Source organism: Streptomyces sp. NPDC002463 (genome assembly GCF_042889835.1).
In the GTDB taxonomy this organism is placed as follows: Bacteria; Actinomycetota; Actinomycetes; order Streptomycetales; family Streptomycetaceae; genus Streptomyces; species Streptomyces nymphaeiformis.
Window position 1 is genome coordinate 319,870 of the sequence record NZ_JBIARL010000002.1, and the last position, 15,466, is coordinate 335,335.

Annotated in this window: 13 protein-coding genes; 5 read left to right on the top strand and 8 right to left on the bottom strand. The window is 72.1% G+C overall.

Annotation, left to right across the window (positions count from 1 at the left end):
* Positions 1-111: 111 nt before the first annotated feature.
* The 4 genes from ACFYX3_RS06595 to ACFYX3_RS06610 form a co-directional block, all read right to left on the bottom strand.
* Positions 112-1,761 (bottom strand): alkaline phosphatase D family protein, encoded by a 1,650-nt coding sequence (locus ACFYX3_RS06595; protein ID WP_389008837.1) that lies wholly within the window; start codon positions 1,759-1,761, stop codon positions 112-114.
* Positions 1,762-1,946: 185 nt separating this feature from the next.
* On the bottom strand, positions 1,947-2,762 hold the full coding sequence (locus ACFYX3_RS06600; protein WP_389008840.1) for a DsbA family protein: 816 nt from the start codon (positions 2,760-2,762) through the stop codon (positions 1,947-1,949).
* Between the two features lie 51 nt (positions 2,763-2,813).
* Positions 2,814-3,500 (bottom strand): hypothetical protein, encoded by a 687-nt coding sequence (locus tag ACFYX3_RS06605; RefSeq protein ID WP_389008843.1) that lies wholly within the window; start codon positions 3,498-3,500, stop codon positions 2,814-2,816.
* Positions 3,501-3,560: 60 nt separating this feature from the next.
* Positions 3,561-4,886 carry a DUF2252 domain-containing protein gene (locus ACFYX3_RS06610; protein ID WP_389008846.1) on the bottom strand — a complete coding sequence of 442 codons (1,326 nt, stop codon included), beginning with the start codon at positions 4,884-4,886 and terminating at the stop codon, positions 3,561-3,563.
* 233 nt (positions 4,887-5,119) lie between these two features.
* On the opposite strand from ACFYX3_RS06610, the gene dnaE reads away from it, so the two are divergent.
* On the top strand, positions 5,120-8,659 hold the full coding sequence (gene dnaE / locus ACFYX3_RS06615; protein WP_389008849.1) for a DNA polymerase III subunit alpha: 3,540 nt from the start codon (positions 5,120-5,122) through the stop codon (positions 8,657-8,659).
* A 68-nt stretch (positions 8,660-8,727) separates the two neighbouring features.
* Here the strand turns inward: dnaE and ACFYX3_RS06620 are convergent, their stop codons facing one another.
* Positions 8,728-8,901 carry a hypothetical protein gene (locus ACFYX3_RS06620; protein WP_376584751.1) on the bottom strand — a complete coding sequence of 58 codons (174 nt, stop codon included), beginning with the start codon at positions 8,899-8,901 and terminating at the stop codon, positions 8,728-8,730.
* A 216-nt stretch (positions 8,902-9,117) separates the two neighbouring features.
* On the opposite strand from ACFYX3_RS06620, the gene ACFYX3_RS06625 reads away from it, so the two are divergent.
* The 4 genes from ACFYX3_RS06625 to ACFYX3_RS06640 are packed head-to-tail and all read left to right on the top strand — an operon-like array spanning position 9,118 to position 12,982.
* Positions 9,118-10,449: an NYN domain-containing protein gene (locus tag ACFYX3_RS06625; RefSeq protein ID WP_389008852.1), complete on the top strand. Its 1,332-nt coding sequence runs from the start codon at positions 9,118-9,120 to the stop codon at positions 10,447-10,449.
* 20 nt (positions 10,450-10,469) lie between these two features.
* Complete coding sequence (locus tag ACFYX3_RS06630) at positions 10,470-11,441, top strand: ABC transporter ATP-binding protein (protein WP_181924894.1); 972 nt, start codon at positions 10,470-10,472, stop codon at positions 11,439-11,441.
* 40 nt (positions 11,442-11,481) lie between these two features.
* Positions 11,482-12,309 (top strand): ABC transporter permease, encoded by an 828-nt coding sequence (locus ACFYX3_RS06635; protein WP_389008855.1) that lies wholly within the window; start codon positions 11,482-11,484, stop codon positions 12,307-12,309.
* Positions 12,310-12,343: 34 nt separating this feature from the next.
* Entirely contained in the window at positions 12,344-12,982 is a 639-nt protein-coding gene (locus ACFYX3_RS06640; RefSeq protein ID WP_389008858.1) for a DUF2567 domain-containing protein, read from the top strand.
* A 27-nt stretch (positions 12,983-13,009) separates the two neighbouring features.
* Here ACFYX3_RS06640 and ybaK read toward each other — a convergent pair whose 3' ends face one another.
* From ybaK to ACFYX3_RS06655, 3 genes are read right to left on the bottom strand one after another with little or no spacing between them, the layout of a single operon-like run.
* Positions 13,010-13,507 (bottom strand): Cys-tRNA(Pro) deacylase, encoded by a 498-nt coding sequence (gene ybaK, locus ACFYX3_RS06645; protein ID WP_116161498.1) that lies wholly within the window; start codon positions 13,505-13,507, stop codon positions 13,010-13,012.
* Between the two features lie 57 nt (positions 13,508-13,564).
* Positions 13,565-14,302 carry an LON peptidase substrate-binding domain-containing protein gene (locus ACFYX3_RS06650; protein ID WP_376584759.1) on the bottom strand — a complete coding sequence of 246 codons (738 nt, stop codon included), beginning with the start codon at positions 14,300-14,302 and terminating at the stop codon, positions 13,565-13,567.
* 11 nt (positions 14,303-14,313) lie between these two features.
* Positions 14,314-15,405 (bottom strand): hypothetical protein, encoded by a 1,092-nt coding sequence (locus tag ACFYX3_RS06655; protein ID WP_389008861.1) that lies wholly within the window; start codon positions 15,403-15,405, stop codon positions 14,314-14,316.
* Positions 15,406-15,466: the final 61 nt, after the last annotated feature.

Sequence of the window (15,466 nt, forward strand, 5' to 3'; positions counted from 1 at the left end):
GAGGCGGGTGGTGTGTCCGGATTCGATCTCCGGAACCCGCCACCCGCCGTAGCGATGTGATCTCCCGTTAACAAGAGAGATCATGGCTGAAAATCGCCGCCTAGTGGGCGGCTACAGCACCGGCTGGTACACCCGCTCGACACGCTGCGTTCCGCTCAGCGTCCGGTACGAGCGCGCCCAGGACGTCGTCGCGGCCGGGTCCGTCTTGTCGGAGACCGTGTAGTAGTCCATCTGCGAGCGTGCGGCGGTCACGTCGAGGACGCCGTACCCGTGATGGTCCATGTCCACCCACTTCACATGGCGGTTGGCGGCCTTCACGGCGCCCGCGGCCACCACCGACAGCGTGCCCGGAGCCACGTGCAGCAGGTCGTCCAGGTTGTCCGAGGTCACCGAGGTGACCACGAACTCGGTCGCCGCCGAGGCCGAGAGCGGATACGTCGCGGCCTTCACCGGCACGTCGTTGGCCCAGGCCATGTGGATGTCACCGGTCAGGAAGACCGTGTTCCGGATCGCCCGCTCGGTCAGGTGCGCAAGCAGCTCCCTGCGGTCGTCGGTGTAGCCGTCCCACTGGTCGACGTTGACCGCGAGCCCCTCCTTCGGCAGGCCGAGCAGCCCGGCGAGCGGCTCCAGGAGGTAGGCCGGCAGCGAGCCGAAGGCGACCGGCGAGATCATCACCGAGGTGCCGACCAGCTGCCAGGTCGCGTCCGAACCAGCGAGACCGGACTTCAGCCAGTCCAGCTGCGCGCGGCCGGTGATGCTCCGCTCCGGGTCGTCGACCGTGCCGCTGCCCGTCTTCGCCTGCGCGGACCGGAACGACCGCAGGTCGAGCAGATGCAGATCGGCCAGCTTGCCGAAGCGCAGCCGCCGGAAGACCGTGCCCTCCGTGGAGGTGCGGACCGGCATCCACTCGAAGTACGCCTGCTTCGCCGCGGCCACCCGGGCCGCCCAGTCGCCCTCGGTGCCGGGGGTGTGGTTCTCGGCGCCGCCCGACCAGGCGTCGTTGGCGAACTCGTGGTCGTCCCAGATGGCGACGATCGGGTGCGCCGCGTGCATCGCCTGGAGGTCGGGGTCCGTCTTGTACTTGCCGTGCCGGGTGCGGTAGTCGGCCAGCGACAGGATCTCGTGGCGCGGCTCGTGCTGCCGGACGACGTACTTCGCCTCGGGGTAGGCGCCGGTGGCGTACTCGTAGATGTAGTCGCCGAGGTGGAGCACCGCGTCCAGGTCGGCGCGGGCCGCGAGATGGCGGTACGCGGAGAAGTGGCCGGCCTCCCAGTTCGCGCAGGAGACCACGCCGAAGCGGACACCGGGCGCGGCGGAGTCGGCGGCCGGCGCGGTGCGGGTGCGGGCGGCGGGGGAGACGACGGAGCCGGCGGTGAAGCGGAACCAGTAGGCGGTGGCCGGGCGCAGGCCCCGGACGTCGGCCTTCACCGTGTGGTCGGAGGCGGCGCTCGCCGTGGTGGTGCCGGAGGCGACGACCCGGGTGAAGTTGCGGTCCTCGGCGAGCTCCCAGCCGACCTGGACGTCGGGGCCGAGGCCGGATCCGGGCACGGCCTCGGGGGTGGGGGTGACGCGCGTCCAGAGCAGGACGCCGTCGGGCAGCGGGTCGCCGGAGGCGACGCCGTGGAGGAAGGCGGGTGCCCCGGTGTCCGCGAGCGCCGGGGCGGCCGCGCCCAGGAGGGCGGGCGCGACGACGGCGGTGGCGGCGGCGGCCTTGACGACCGTGCGGCGGGTGGGGGCAGGAGATATGAAACGACTGGTCACGGGCAGTCAGATTACTGACGAGTACGCCTCAAGGGCAGCCCCGTGACAGAAGTTCGCCGACTCGTCGCCCGGCGTATGCCCGGGGCATGCCTCTACCCCGTAGGGCCGACGCCCCGTCATGCCTCGGCCCCGTGACACCTCGGCCCCGGACCGAGGGTCCGGGGCCAGGCCGGTGCCGTGGGGCGTCAGGCCTTGAGTGCCGCGTCGATCGCCGTGTCGAACTCGGCCACCGTCATCGGGGGGTTGGTCGTGCCCTGGACCGTGACCGGCTTGCCGTTCATCTTCAGCGTCGGGGTGCCCTGTACCCCGCTGGCGTCGAAGGCCTTCGACATCTTCATCGCCCACGCGTCGAACGTGCCGTCCTCGACGTTCTTCTTGAACTCGGCGTTGCCCTTGAGGGCCGGGACCGAGTCCGCCACCTCCAGGAGGTAGGAGTCCTTGGCGAACTTGTCGTCCTTCTCCTCCGGGTGGAACTTCGCCGAGTACAGGGCGGACTTGTACTTGAGGAAGGCCTCGGGGCTGACGTTCAGCGCGGCGCCGAGCGCCGAGAGGGCGTTCTTCGAGCCCTCGCCCGGGATGCCGTTGTCGATGAAGGTGGCACCGACGTACCGGATCTTGTACTTGCCGGCCTCGACGTCCTTCTCGACCGTGGAGCCCACGCTCTGCTCGAAGGTCGCGCAGACCGGGCAGCGCGAGTCCTCGTACAGCTCCAGGGTCTTCTTCGCGGAGTCCTTGCCGATGACGACGGTCGTGCCGTTCGCGCCCGTCGTGTTCTTCGGGGCCGTCACGGACTTCGCGTCGGCCACCGACTCCCAGTGGGAGGGCTTGTTCGACTGGACGACCGCGTAGCCGATGCCGCCGGCGGCGGCCAGGACGGCCACGGCCGAGACGCCGACGATCACCTGCCGGCGCGCCCGGTCCTTCTTCGCCTGGCGCTCGCGCTCCTCGCGCAGTCGCTCGCGGGCGGCGGCCTTGTTGGCGTGGCTGTTGCGTGCACTCATGATGCTGATCTCCGTGAAAGGTGGGGAAGGGCAGGGGGCGCGCGGGCCCGCTCAGACGAGAGCGAGCACCTGACGCGGCGGCCCCCGCCGCCCGACGGAGTGCACGAGGAGCCGGGCCCGGGAGGACCGGGGCCGCGCGACGGGCCGGCCGGCCCGCAGCGGCGCCGGACCCGCGGCCCGGAAGAAGGCCGCCACCAGGAGCAGCGGCCGGAACGCGAAGGCCTCCACCGCGCGCAGCAGCCGGGCGAGCGCCCGCTCGCCGCCGCGCAGCCACGCCGCCGCCGAGAGCCCCACGCCCACATGGGCCAGGAGCAGCAGCCAGGGCAGCGCGGGGTCGGGGGAGGAGAGCAGGGCGGCCGCGCTCCCGCTCTCCGGGGTCGCGACGCCGGGCAGCGGCGTGCCCACGGCGCCGCCGCAGAACCCCTCCACGCCCAACGAGCGCAGCGAACCGGCGACCGGCCCGCCGGCGGGGCCGTAACAGACCGCCTGACCGCTGGTGAAGAGGGTGTCGGCGGCCAGCTCCAGCGGGACGAGGAGCCCGGCGATCGGGCCGAGGCCGCGCTCGCGGCCGGCCAGCGCGTACGCCACGGCGAAGACGGCGACCGCGACCGGGACGACCGTCCCGAGCGGCAGCGGCACGCGGGAGAGCAGCACGTGGGACGCCACGGACAGCGTCACGACCAGTGCCGTGAAGAACGCCGCCCGCAGCGCCCTCAGCTGCGTCCCTGCCATGTCCATCGTGGTGGAGTGTCCCATGCCGGCCCGTAAGGGGTCCCTAAGGACAAGCTGTGCGTCTTCCTACAGCCCCGGGATCCGGCCGTTGCGGAAGAGGTCCACGAAGATCTGGTGGTCCGCCCGCGCCCGCGCCCCGTACGTGTGCGCGAAGTCGACCAGGAGCTGCGCGAAGCCCTCCTCGTCGGCCGCGATCGCCGCGTCGATGGCCCGCTCCGTCGAGAACGGCACCAGGGAGTGCCCGCTGGAGTCGTCCGCCGCCGCGTGCATCGTGGCGGTCGCCCGGCCCAGGTCGGCGACGGTGGCCGCGATCTCCTGCGGGTCGTCGATGTCCGACCAGTCCAGGTCCACGGCGTACGGCGACACCTCGGCGACGAGCTGGCCGGCCCCGTCCAGCTCCGTCCAGCCGAGCCACGGGTCGGCGTGTGCCTGGAGCGCCCGCTGCGAGATCACGGTGCGGTGGCCCTCGTGCCGGAAGTACGCCCGTACCGCCGCGTCCGTGACGTGCCGCGAGACCGCCGGGGTCTGCGCCTGCTTCACGTAGATCACGACGTCGTTCTCGAGGGCGTCGCTGTTGCCCTCAAGGAGGATGTTGTACGAGGGGAGGCCTGCCGAGCCGATGCCGATCCCGCGCCGCCCGACGACGTCCTTCACGCGGTACGAGTCGGGGCGGGCGAGGGAGGACTCGGGCAGGGTCTCCAGGTAGCCGTCGAAGGCCGCGAGGACCTTGTACCGGGTGGCCGCGTCCAGCTCGATCGAGCCGCCGCCCGCCGCGAAGCGCCGCTCGAAGTCGCGGATCTCGGTCATCGAGTCGAGCAGCCCGAAGCGGGTCAGGGCCCGGGCCTCGCGCAGGGCACCGAGCAGCGCACCCTCGGCGGTCTCCAGGGTGAAGGCGGGGACCTCGTCGCCCTTGGCGCCGGTCGCGAGGGCGTGGATCCGCTCCCGGTACGCGCCCGCGTAGATCCGGACGAGCTCGGTGATCTGCTCGTCGCTGAGCGCCTTCGCGTAGCCGATCAGCGCGAGGGAGGCGGACAGCCGCTTGAGGTCCCAGGTGAAGGGGCCGACGTAGGCCTCGTCGAAGTCGTTGACGTTGAAGACGAGGCGCCCGTTGGCGTCCATGTACGTGCCGAAGTTCTCGGCGTGGAGATCGCCGTGGATCCAGACCCGGCCGGTCTGCTCGTCCAGGTAGGGGCCGCCGTGGGCCTCGTGCTCCAGGTCCGAGTAGAACAGGCAGGCCGTGCCCCGGTAGAACGCGAAGGCGGATCCGGCCATCTTCCGGAACTTGACGCGGAAGGCCGCGGGGTCGGCGGCGAGGAGCTCGCCGAAGGCGGTGTCGAAGACGGCGAGGATGTGCTCACCGCGCTCTGCCACGGTGGGCTGCGGGACCGACATCGAGGGTGCCTCCTGGTGCGGGGTGGTGCGAGAATGTTCACGACAATACGGACACGTGTTCCGTGTCTCTCAACGCGCGACCCTAGCCCCGAGTGCCCGTCGGCTGTCAGTCGCGCGACGTAGACTTCCACGCTGTCCCCCCAGACTGTCCGCAGCCTGTCTCCCACCCGTCGCCCGACCGCCACCCCTGCACGAGGCGCTGCGCGCCGCAGACACATCCGGAGGCCTCCCCCGTGACCAAGCCGCCCTTCACGCACCTCCACGTCCACACCCAGTACTCGCTGCTGGACGGTGCCGCGCGGCTGAAGGACATGTTCAACGCGTGCAACGAGATGGGCATGACCCATATCGCCATGTCCGACCACGGCAACCTGCACGGGGCGTACGACTTCTTCCACACCGCGAAGAAGGCCGGTGTGACGCCGATCATCGGCATCGAGGCGTACGTGGCGCCCGAGTCCCGGCGCAACAAGCGGAAGATCCAGTGGGGCCAGCCGCACCAGAAGCGGGACGACGTCTCCGGTTCCGGCGGTTACACCCACAAGACGATCTGGGCGGCGAACTCCACCGGACTCCACAACCTCTTCAAGCTCTCCTCCGACGCGTACGCCGAGGGCTGGCTGCAGAAGTGGCCCCGGATGGACAAGGAGACCATCTCCCAGTGGTCCGAGGGCCTGATCGCCTCCACCGGCTGCCCCTCCGGCGAGCTGCAGACCCGCCTCCGCCTCGGCCAGTTCGACGAGGCCCTGAAGTCCGCCTCCGAGTACCAGGACATCTTCGGCAAGGACCGGTACTTCCTGGAGCTGATGGACCACGGCATCGAGATCGAGCACCGGGTCCGTGACGGGCTCCTGGAGATCGGCAAGAAGCTCGGCATCCCGCCGCTGGTGACGAACGACTCGCACTACACGTACGCGCACGAGGCCGGCGCGCACGACGCCCTGCTCTGCATCCAGACCGGCAAGAACCTGTCGGACCCGGACCGCTTCAAGTTCGACGGAACCGGCTACTACCTGAAGTCGACGGACGAGATGTACGCCGTCGACTCCTCGGACGCCTGGCAGGAGGGCTGCCGCAACACGCTCCTCGTCGCGGAGCAGATCGACACCTCCGGCATGTTCGAGGCCAAGAACCTCATGCCGAAGTTCGACATCCCCGAGGGCTACACCGAGGTCACCTGGTTCCGCGCGGAGACCATGAAGGGCATGCACCGCCGCTTCCCCGGCGGCATCCCCGAGGACCGCATGAAGCAGGTCGAGTACGAGATGGACACCATCATCTCGATGGGCTTCCCGGGCTACTTCCTCGTGGTCGCCGACTTCATCATGTGGGCCAAGAGCCAGGGCATCGCCGTCGGCCCCGGCCGAGGCTCCGCGGCCGGCTCGATCGTCGCGTACGCCATGGGCATCACCGACCTCGACCCGATTCCGCACGGTCTGATCTTCGAGCGCTTCCTCAACCCCGAGCGCATCTCGATGCCCGATGTCGACATCGACTTCGACGAGCGTCGGCGCGTCGAGGTGATCCGGTACGTGACCGAGAAGTACGGCTCCGACAAGGTCGCCATGATCGGCACGTACGGAAAGATCAAGGCGAAGAACGCCATCAAGGACTCCGCGCGCGTCCTGGGCTACCCGTACGCCATGGGCGACCGCCTCACCAAGGCCATGCCCGCCGACGTCCTCGGCAAGGGCATCGACCTCAACGGCATCACCGACCCCTCGCACCCGCGCTACAGCGAGGCCGGCGAGATCCGCGCGATGTACGAGAACGAGCCGGACGTCAAGAAGGTCATCGACACCGCCCGCGGCGTCGAGGGCCTGGTCCGCCAGATGGGCGTGCACGCCGCCGGCGTCATCATGTCCAGCGAGCCGATCGTCGACCACGCCCCGATCTGGGTGCGGCACACCGACGGCGTCACCATCACGCAGTGGGACTACCCGCAGTGCGAGTCGCTCGGCCTGCTGAAGATGGACTTCCTCGGCCTGCGCAACCTCACGATCATGGACGACGCCGTCAAGATGGTGAAGTCCAACAAGGGGATCGACATCGATCTCCTGGCGCTGCCGCTCGACGACCAGAAGACCTTCGAACTGCTCCAGCGCGGTGACACCCTCGGTGTCTTCCAGTTCGACGGCGGGCCCATGCGTTCGCTGCTGCGGCTGATGAAGCCCGACAACTTCGAAGACATCTCCGCCGTGTCCGCCCTGTACCGGCCGGGCCCGATGGGCATGAACTCGCACACGAACTACGCCCTGCGCAAGAACGGCCAGCAGGAGATCACCCCGATCCACCCCGAGCTGGAGAAGCCGCTCGAAGAGGTGCTCGCGGTCACCTACGGCCTCATCGTGTACCAGGAGCAGGTGCAGAAGGCCGCGCAGATCATCGCCGGCTACTCGCTCGGCGAGGCCGACATCCTCCGCCGGGTGATGGGCAAGAAGAAGCCCGAGGAGCTGGCGAAGAACTTCACCATCTTCCAGGCCGGAGCCAAGAAGAACGGCTACAGCGACGAGGCCATCCAGGCCCTCTGGGACGTCCTGGTCCCCTTCGCCGGCTACGCCTTCAACAAGGCGCACTCCGCCGCGTACGGCCTGGTCTCCTACTGGACCGCCTACCTCAAGGCGAACCACCCCGCCGAGTACATGGCGGGACTGCTCACCTCGGTCAAGGACGACAAGGACAAGTCCGCGGTCTACCTGAACGAGTGCCGCCGCATGGGCATCAAGGTCCTCCCGCCGAACGTGAACGAGTCCGAGTCGAACTTCGCCGCCCAGGGCGACGACGTGATCCTCTTCGGCCTCACCGCCGTCCGGAACGTCGGCGCCAACGTCGTCGAGTCGATCATCAAGTCGCGCAAGGCCAAGGGGAAGTACTCCTCCTTCCCCGACTTCCTCGACAAGGTCGAGGCCGTCGTCTGCAACAAGCGGACCGTCGAGTCGCTGATCAAGGCCGGCGCCTTCGACGAGATGGGCCACACCCGCAAGGGCCTGGTCGCCCACCACGAACCCATGATCGACAACGTGGTGGCGGTCAAGCGCAAGGAGGCCGAGGGACAGTTCGACCTCTTCGGCGGGATGGGCGACGAGGCGAGCGACGAGCCCGGCTTCGGCCTGGACGTCGAGTTCTCCGACGTCGAGTGGGAGAAGTCCTACCTGCTCGCCCAGGAGCGCGAGATGCTCGGCCTGTACGTCTCCGACCACCCGCTCTTCGGCATCGAGCACGTCCTGTCCGACAAGACGGACGCGGCGATCTCCCAGCTCACCGGCGGAGAGCACGCCGACGGCGCGGTCGTCACCATCGGCGGCATCATCTCCGGCCTCCAGCGCAAGATGACCAAGCAGGGCAACGCCTGGGCGATCGCCACCGTCGAGGACCTGGCCGGCTCCATCGAGTGCATGTTCTTCCCGGCCACGTACCAGCTGGTCTCCACCCAGCTGGTCGAGGACACGGTCGTCTTCGTGAAGGGCCGCCTCGACAAGCGCGAGGACGTGCCCCGCCTCGTCGCCATGGAGCTGATGGTCCCCGACCTGTCGAACGCCGGGACCAACGCGCCGGTGGTCCTCACCATCCCGACGGTGAAGGTGACCCCGCCGATGGTCAGCAGGCTCGGCGAGATCCTCAAGCACCACAAGGGCAACACCGAGGTGCGGATCAAGCTCCAGGGCCCGCGGAAGACCACCGTGCTCCGGCTCGACCGGCACCGGGTGACGGCCGACCCGGCGCTCTTCGGCGACCTGAAGGTGCTGCTCGGCCCGTCCTGCCTGGCCGGCTGACCTCCGTACGCATGCGCAAGGGGCGCGCCCGTCGTCACGGGCGCGCCCCTTTGCCGTATGTGAAGCCGTCAGTTGTGGCCGAAGCGCTTCTGACGGCCCTTGCGGGCCATGTCGCCGGGTGTCACCTGGCTCGCGCGCTGCTCGGCCTGCGACTCCATCGCGGACTGCTGCGCCTGCTGCGTGCCGCGCTCGGCGGGCGACTGCTGCTTCTGGCTGCGGTTCTGGTTGCGGTTCTTGGCCATGGGGTGTGCCTCCTCAAAGGGACTAGGGGCCAGGGCCGCTGTCAGACTCACATACGGTATGAACCGCCGCATGTTGGATCATTACGGAGCGTAGGGGCGGCTTCGGCGTGATGCTCGCCACGCCGATGATCCAGTTCCGGACGTCAAGCACCTGGCCGTCGGGCAGACTCGAAGGAACCCGAAGCACCCTTTCGAACCCGAGGCTCCCGAAAGAGGGTGGAACACGTGGACCGCTGCGTCGTCCTGGTGGACGCCGGCTACCTGCTGGGCGCCGCCGCCAGCCTCCTCGCCGGGGAACCGGCCCGCTCCCGGATCACCGTCGACCACGCCGGGCTGATCCAGCAGCTGCGGCAGCGCGCCGAGGCCGAGACCGCCCTGCCGCTCCTGCGGATCTACTGGTTCGACGGCGCGCCCGACCGGGTGCCCCAGCCCGAGCACCGCAGACTGCGCGTGATGCCCCGCGTCACCGTCCGGCTCGGCGCCCTGACCAGGAGCGACGGGCGCTGGGCGCAGAAGGGCGTCGACGCGGCCATGCACACCGAGCTGACCGAGCTCGCCAGGAACAGGGCCTGCTCCGACATCGTGCTCGTCACCGGCGACGGCGACCTGCTGCCCGGCCTCATGTCGGCCAAGGAGCACGGCGTCGCCGTCCACCTGTGGGCCGTCCAGGCCGCCGACGGCGACTACAACCAGTCCGAGGACCTGGTCGCCGAGGCCGACGAGCGGCGGGTCCTCGACCGGGCCTGGATCACCCGCGCCGTCCGCGCCAAGGACCTCACCGGCATCTGCACGCCGCCGCCCGCCCCGCGCCCGGAGATCGCCGCCATCCTCTCCGCGCCGCTGCCCGAGGCCGCCCTCGCCGCCTCCGCCGAACGGGCCGCCGAGGCGGCCGCCGCCGCGGCCGCCCGGAACGGCGTACCAGCCCCCGTGGAGCCTGGCGGCGACGGCCACGAGCACGTCCACACCAACGGCCACGTCCGCGAGGACCAGGAGGTCCACGGCCCCGGGGTGCCCGCCCCGGCGAACGGCAAGGGCGTCCCCACCCCCAAGGACCTCGCCGGACTGCGCGGACCCGCCACCGCCGGCACCCCGGTCCCGCAGGGCGCGAGCGCGCTCCGCTGGTCCTCCGACCGGGGCTGGATCGACCGCCCCGCCCCCTCCCTGGGCGAGCCGGCCGAGACCGCCACCCTGCCCACCCTCGCCGCGCTCACCAGCGCGGAGCAGCGCTGGGCGGACCGCGAGGAGGACATCACCACCGTCGGCGGCGACCCGTTCGAGGTCGGACAGGTGTTCGCCCGCCGCTGGATGGAGCGGCTCCCCGAGCAGAGCCACGTCCAGAAACTCTCCACCCTCTACCCGCGCATCCCGCACCGCATCGACGGCGAACTCCTCCGCTACGCCGCGCGTTTCGGACTTCTCGCCCACAAGGACGACCAGATCGACGAGCACGACCGGTACGCGATCCGGGCCGGATTCTGGCGTGAGATCGACGTCCGGGCCGCCGCCGAACCCGCCCCCGCGCCCGGAGCGGGCCCGGCGACCCCGTAATCTCTTTCTCCGTGAGTACGGTGTGCGTGGTGCGGGATCTGGTCAAGACGTACCCCGCCACGCGCGGCAGGCGCGGCGCGCCCGCGACCCCCGAGGTGCGGGCCACCGACGGGATCAGCCTCGACGTGCGCGGCGGCGAGATCTTCGGCCTGCTCGGCCCCAACGGCGCCGGCAAGTCCACCCTCGTCCGCCAGCTCACCGGGCTCATGCGCCCCGACTCCGGCACCGTCGAGCTCCTCGGCCACGACCTCGTGCGCCATCCCGAGCGGGCGGCCCGGCTCCTCGCCTACCTCGGCCAGGAGTCCACCGCCCTCGACGAGCTGACCGTCTCCCTCGCCGCCGAGACCACCGGACGCCTGCGCGGCCTCTCCGCCCACGACGCCCGCGCCGAGCGCGACGCCGTCCTGGACGAGCTCGGCCTCGGCGAGATCGCCGGCCGCCCCCTCAAGAAGCTCTCCGGCGGACAGCGGCGCCTCGCCTGCTTCGCCGCCGCGCTCGTCGGCCGCCGGCCCGTCCTCGTCCTCGACGAACCCACCACCGGCATGGACCCCGTCGCCCGGCGCGCCGTCTGGGCCGCCGTCGACCGGCGCCGCGCCGAGCACGGCGCCACCGTGCTCCTCGTCACCCACAACGTCATCGAGGCCGAGACCGTCCTCGACCGGGTCGCCGTCATCGACCGCGGCCGGGTCATCGCCTGCGACACCCCCGCCGGACTCAAGGAGCGGGTCGCCGGAGAGGTCCGCGTCGAGCTGGTCTGGCGCGACGCCCCGCCGGTCCACCTGCCCGAGGTCGCCGCCCTGCGCGCGCTCGCCCAGGAGACCGGACGCCGCTGGCACCTCAGGCTCGCCCCCGACGCCGCCCGCGCGGCCGTCGCCACCGTCACCGGCGGGGCCGCGTTCGCCGCGCTCGACGACTTCACCCTGGCCACGCCCAGCCTGGAGGACGTGTACCTCTCGCTGGGCGGCGCGACCGAGGGACTGGTGAAGGCGTGACCCGCCACGAACCGCCCGTGACCATCAGGAGCTGTACGCAGTGAGCACCGTGCCCGCCGAGGTCCTGCCGACCGGCGCGCTCCCCGCCACGAGCCGGGACGCCGTCGACGGCGCCGCGCCGCTCGCACCGCGCGCCCGTCTCCTTCCGGCCATGGCCGCCGTCTACCGCGCCCAGCTCTCCCGCGCCCGTGTGGCCCGCATCCCGCTGCTCTTCGTCGCCACCTTCCAGTCGATCGGGATCATGATCCTGATGCGCGGGGTCGTCGACGGCGGCTCCGAGGCGCGCGCCGTCGTGGCCGGCTCCACCGTCCTCGTCGTCGCCTTCGTCGCGCTCAACCTGCTCGCCCAGTACTTCGGGCAGCTGCGGGCCGGCGGCGGCCTCGACCACTACGCCACCCTGCCCGTGCCGCCCGCCGCCGTCGTGCTCGGCGCCGCCGGGGCGTACGCCTCCTTCACCGTGCCCGGGACCGCCTTCACCGCCGTCGCCGGCTCCGTCCTCTTCGGGCTGCCCCTCGGCCACCTGTGGATCCTCGGCGCCGTCGTCCCGCTCGCCGGGGCGGCGCTCGCCGGGCTCGGCGCGGCCCTCGGGCTCCTCGCGCCCCGCCAGGAGCTGGCCACCCTCCTCGGCCAGCTCGGCATGTCGGCGGCCCTGCTCCTCGGGGTCCTCCCCGCCGAGCGGCTGCCGGGTCCGATCGGCTGGGCACGGGACCTGCTGCCGTCGACGTACGGCGTGGAAGCCCTCGCCCGCACCTTCGGACCGCACCCCGACTGGGCGGCCGTCGCCGTCGACCTCGCCGTGTGCGGGGCGGTCGGCGTCGCCTCGCTCGCCGTCGCCACCTGGGCCTACCGGCGGGCCGCCGTCCGCTGAGGCGGGCCACAGGGACACCTGGCACGATGGCGGAGTGACCGCACCCCTGACTCCGCCTCACCAGCCGTCGAACGACCCCGACTGGCCCCCGCAGCCTCCGCCGCCGCTCGGCCCGGCCGGCGACCCGATCACGGCGGCCGAGGTCGTGCAGGGCGTGGTGGTGACGTTCGCCTCCGCGGTCGCGGGGGCCCTGCTCGGAGTGCTGTGGCTGAACCTGGCCCCGCGCGTCCTGCTCATCTCGGACGGCAAGGGCGTCTACCTCCGGAACTCGGAGGGGGAGCAGGCCATCGGCGCCGACGGAACGTTCGTGCTCCTCGCGCTGGCCTTCGGCGCGGTCGCCGCGCTCGTCGTCTTCCTGCTGCGCCGCAAGGGCGGGGTCCCGCTCGTGCTCGGCCTGGCCCTCGGCGGCGGCCTGGGCTCGCTGATCGCCTGGTGGATCGGAACGCACTTCGGACCCACCGCCGACGTCGTCGCCCACGCGAAGGCCGTCGGCCCGAACGTCACCTTCGAGGCGCCGCTCGAACTCGACTTCGCGGCCGCCGCGATGCTGGCCTGGCCGCTCGCCGCGATGATCGTGCACCTGGCCCTCACGGCCGTCTTCGGTCCCCGCGACCCGGAACCGGAGCCCTGGGGGCAGCCGAAGCCGTACACACAGGGCCCCGGCACCCACTGACCGCCCTCGCGGAGGCCGCGCCCGGTGTCAGGCGCGGCCGATGGGGGCCACGACCGCCGAGGTGAGCGCCGCCAGGTCCGCGGGGGAGAGCTCCACCTCCAGGCCGCGGCGGCCCGCCGAGATGCACACGGTCGCGTGGTCCGAGGCCGAGGAGTCGAGCACGGTACGGAGCCGCTTGCGCTGGCCCAGCGGGGAGATCCCGCCCCGGACGTACCCTGTGGTGCGCTCCGCCGCCGCCGGGTCGGCCATCGCGGCCCGCTTCCCGCCGACCGCCGAGGCCAGTGCCTTCAGGTCCAGCTGGCCCGCCACCGGGACCACCGCGACCGTCAGCTCGCCGTCGACGTCCGCGACCAGCGTCTTGAAGACCCGGTCGGGGGAGACGCCGAGCGCCTCCGCCGCCTCCTCGCCGTACGAGGGGGAGGCCGGGTCGTGCTCGTACGCGTGCAGCGTGAACGGCGTGCCGGCCGCCGTCAGGGCCACCGTCGCCGGTGTGCCGCCGCTGTTCTTCTTCTGCTTCTTCGCCACGCGCTCTTCCTCGGCTCGGTCAGCTCGGTCAGCTCGGTCGGTCCGACGGGGGCCGGGTCAGTTCGGGTACGTCGGGGCCTGCGTCAGGTCCACCACCGGCAGCGACGGAAGGTGCCGCAGCACCGCGGTCTCCGCGCGCAGCAGCGTCAGCTCCTCGCGCAGCCGGGTCGCCGTGTCCGGCGCCTGCAGCAGCCGCTGCTTCGACGGGGTGTCGAGCACCGCCGCCGCCGCGACCAGGTACGACACGACGGAGGGCTCGTCCGGCAGCTCGCTGGTCGTCAGCGAACGCTCCCGGGCCCCCGCGAGGCGCTTCTGGTAGTTGCGGAAAGCCCGCAGCACGCCCTCGGCGAGCGTGCCCGCCTCCTCGCCCTGCTCCTCGGGGATCTCCTCGACCTCGGCCGTCAGGAACGGCCCGGACGCGTCGACGGACAGCAGCTTCACCCGGGTCGTACCGGTGGCCATCACCTCGAAGCTGCCGTCGGCGCGCTCCCGGATCGATGCCGCGTCGGCGATGCAGCCGACGCGGTGGAAGGACTGGATGGGATCGGAGCCGAAGCCCGCCGCCGGGCCCTTCTCCGGCAGCGCCGTCTGGTCCGGCATGCCCGGAGCCGTCGGCGCGACCTCACGGCCGTCGCGGATCGCGACGACGGCGAACCGGCGCGGCTCCGCGTCGTCGAGGGTGAGCAGCTCGCGCATCATGGCGCGATAACGTTCCTCGAAGACGTTCAGCGGCAGCACGAGGCCGGGGAACAGCACCGCGTTGAGCGGGAAGAGAGGCAGGCGAGCGGTGGTCACAGCCGCTTAGCCTAATGGCCGCCGGGCCCGCCCCGTCCGGCCTGTCCACGACCGGTGCCCCGCAGCGGCGTCCGGCGGGCCAGTTCGCCCCGCACCCGGTCCCGCTCGGCCAGGAACCGGAGGAGGGGGTCCCCCCTGCCCGAGCGAAGCCGAGAGCCCGGGGGCGGATCCTCCGGTGCGGCGTCCCGCGCGGCACCCCAGGGGAACGAGGTCGCGAACGCGCCGATCCGCCCGAACTCCTCCCACGCCTCCTCCCAGCGCCCCCGCTCCACCAGCACGTACGCGAGCAGGTTGCGGACCTCGGCCGGCCACGGGTCGCCCGCGGGGAACGCCGCCGACAGGGCCAGGGCGCCGGCCACCGCCCGGTCGACCCGGTCGGCGGGCACGGACCCGTCGGGGCCCGGCGGCACCCGGAGCCCGTCGTAGGCCGCGCGGACCGGCAGCGCCCGGACGAGCGAGTCCGCCGCCGAGTCCTCGGCGGCCTGTTCGGCGAAGTCGAAGGCGGCGCGGTGCGAGCCGTACCACTGCGCGGAGAGGTACTTCAGCGCGGCGACATGGCAGCCGTAGTGGTGCGGGGCGCGGCGCACGGCCTGCTCCCACAGCGACTCGAAGACCGCGTGCCCGGCGTGCGCCCCGCGTGCGTGGTCCAGGGCAAGACGCCACGGCACCGGGTCGTGCGGGGCCTCCGCGGCGACCTCCCGCACCAGCGGGGCGAGCTCGCGCAGCCGCTCGGCCCGCGCCGGCGACTCCCAGGCCCGGCGGACGGCTAGCTGCGCCATGACGAGGAGGGCGTCGGGATCGCCGGGCGTCGCGGAGAGCCACTCGGTGAGCCAGTCGCCCCTGCCGTACGCGAAGGTGGCGAGCCGGGTGACGTACCGGTCGCGGTCCTCCCACTCGCCGGCGTCCCGGGTGGTGGCGAGCAGCTTCGCCGCGGGCTCCGGGTCGCCGAGCGCGGCTGCGACCAGGGCGGGGGCGAGCCGCTCGTCCGGGGTGTCGAGCAGCACGTCGTCGTCCGGCACGAGCGCCGCGGCGAGCCGTGGTGCGTGCCGGACCGAGCGGACGGTGCCGAGCAGGGCGCGGAGCATGGACATGGTGCTGTGCATTGTCCCCCGCCGCAGCCCTCCCCGGCAGCCGCGTCACGAGGCCGCGACAGCACCCTCACCC

Bases quoted from the DNA above. Each gene is read 5' to 3' on its own strand.
- ACFYX3_RS06600 (WP_389008840.1), bottom strand. From the start codon at position 2,762: ATGAGTGCACGCAACAGCCACGCCAACAAGGCCGCCGCCCGCGAGCGA.
- ACFYX3_RS06605 (WP_389008843.1), bottom strand. From the start codon at position 3,500: ATGGACATGGCAGGGACGCAGCTGAGGGCGCTGCGGGCGGCGTTCTTC.
- ACFYX3_RS06610 (WP_389008846.1), bottom strand. From the start codon at position 4,886: ATGTCGGTCCCGCAGCCCACCGTGGCAGAGCGCGGTGAGCACATCCTC.
- ACFYX3_RS06620 (WP_376584751.1), bottom strand. From the start codon at position 8,901: ATGGCCAAGAACCGCAACCAGAACCGCAGCCAGAAGCAGCAGTCGCCC.
- ACFYX3_RS06655 (WP_389008861.1), bottom strand. From the start codon at position 15,405: ATGCACAGCACCATGTCCATGCTCCGCGCCCTGCTCGGCACCGTCCGC.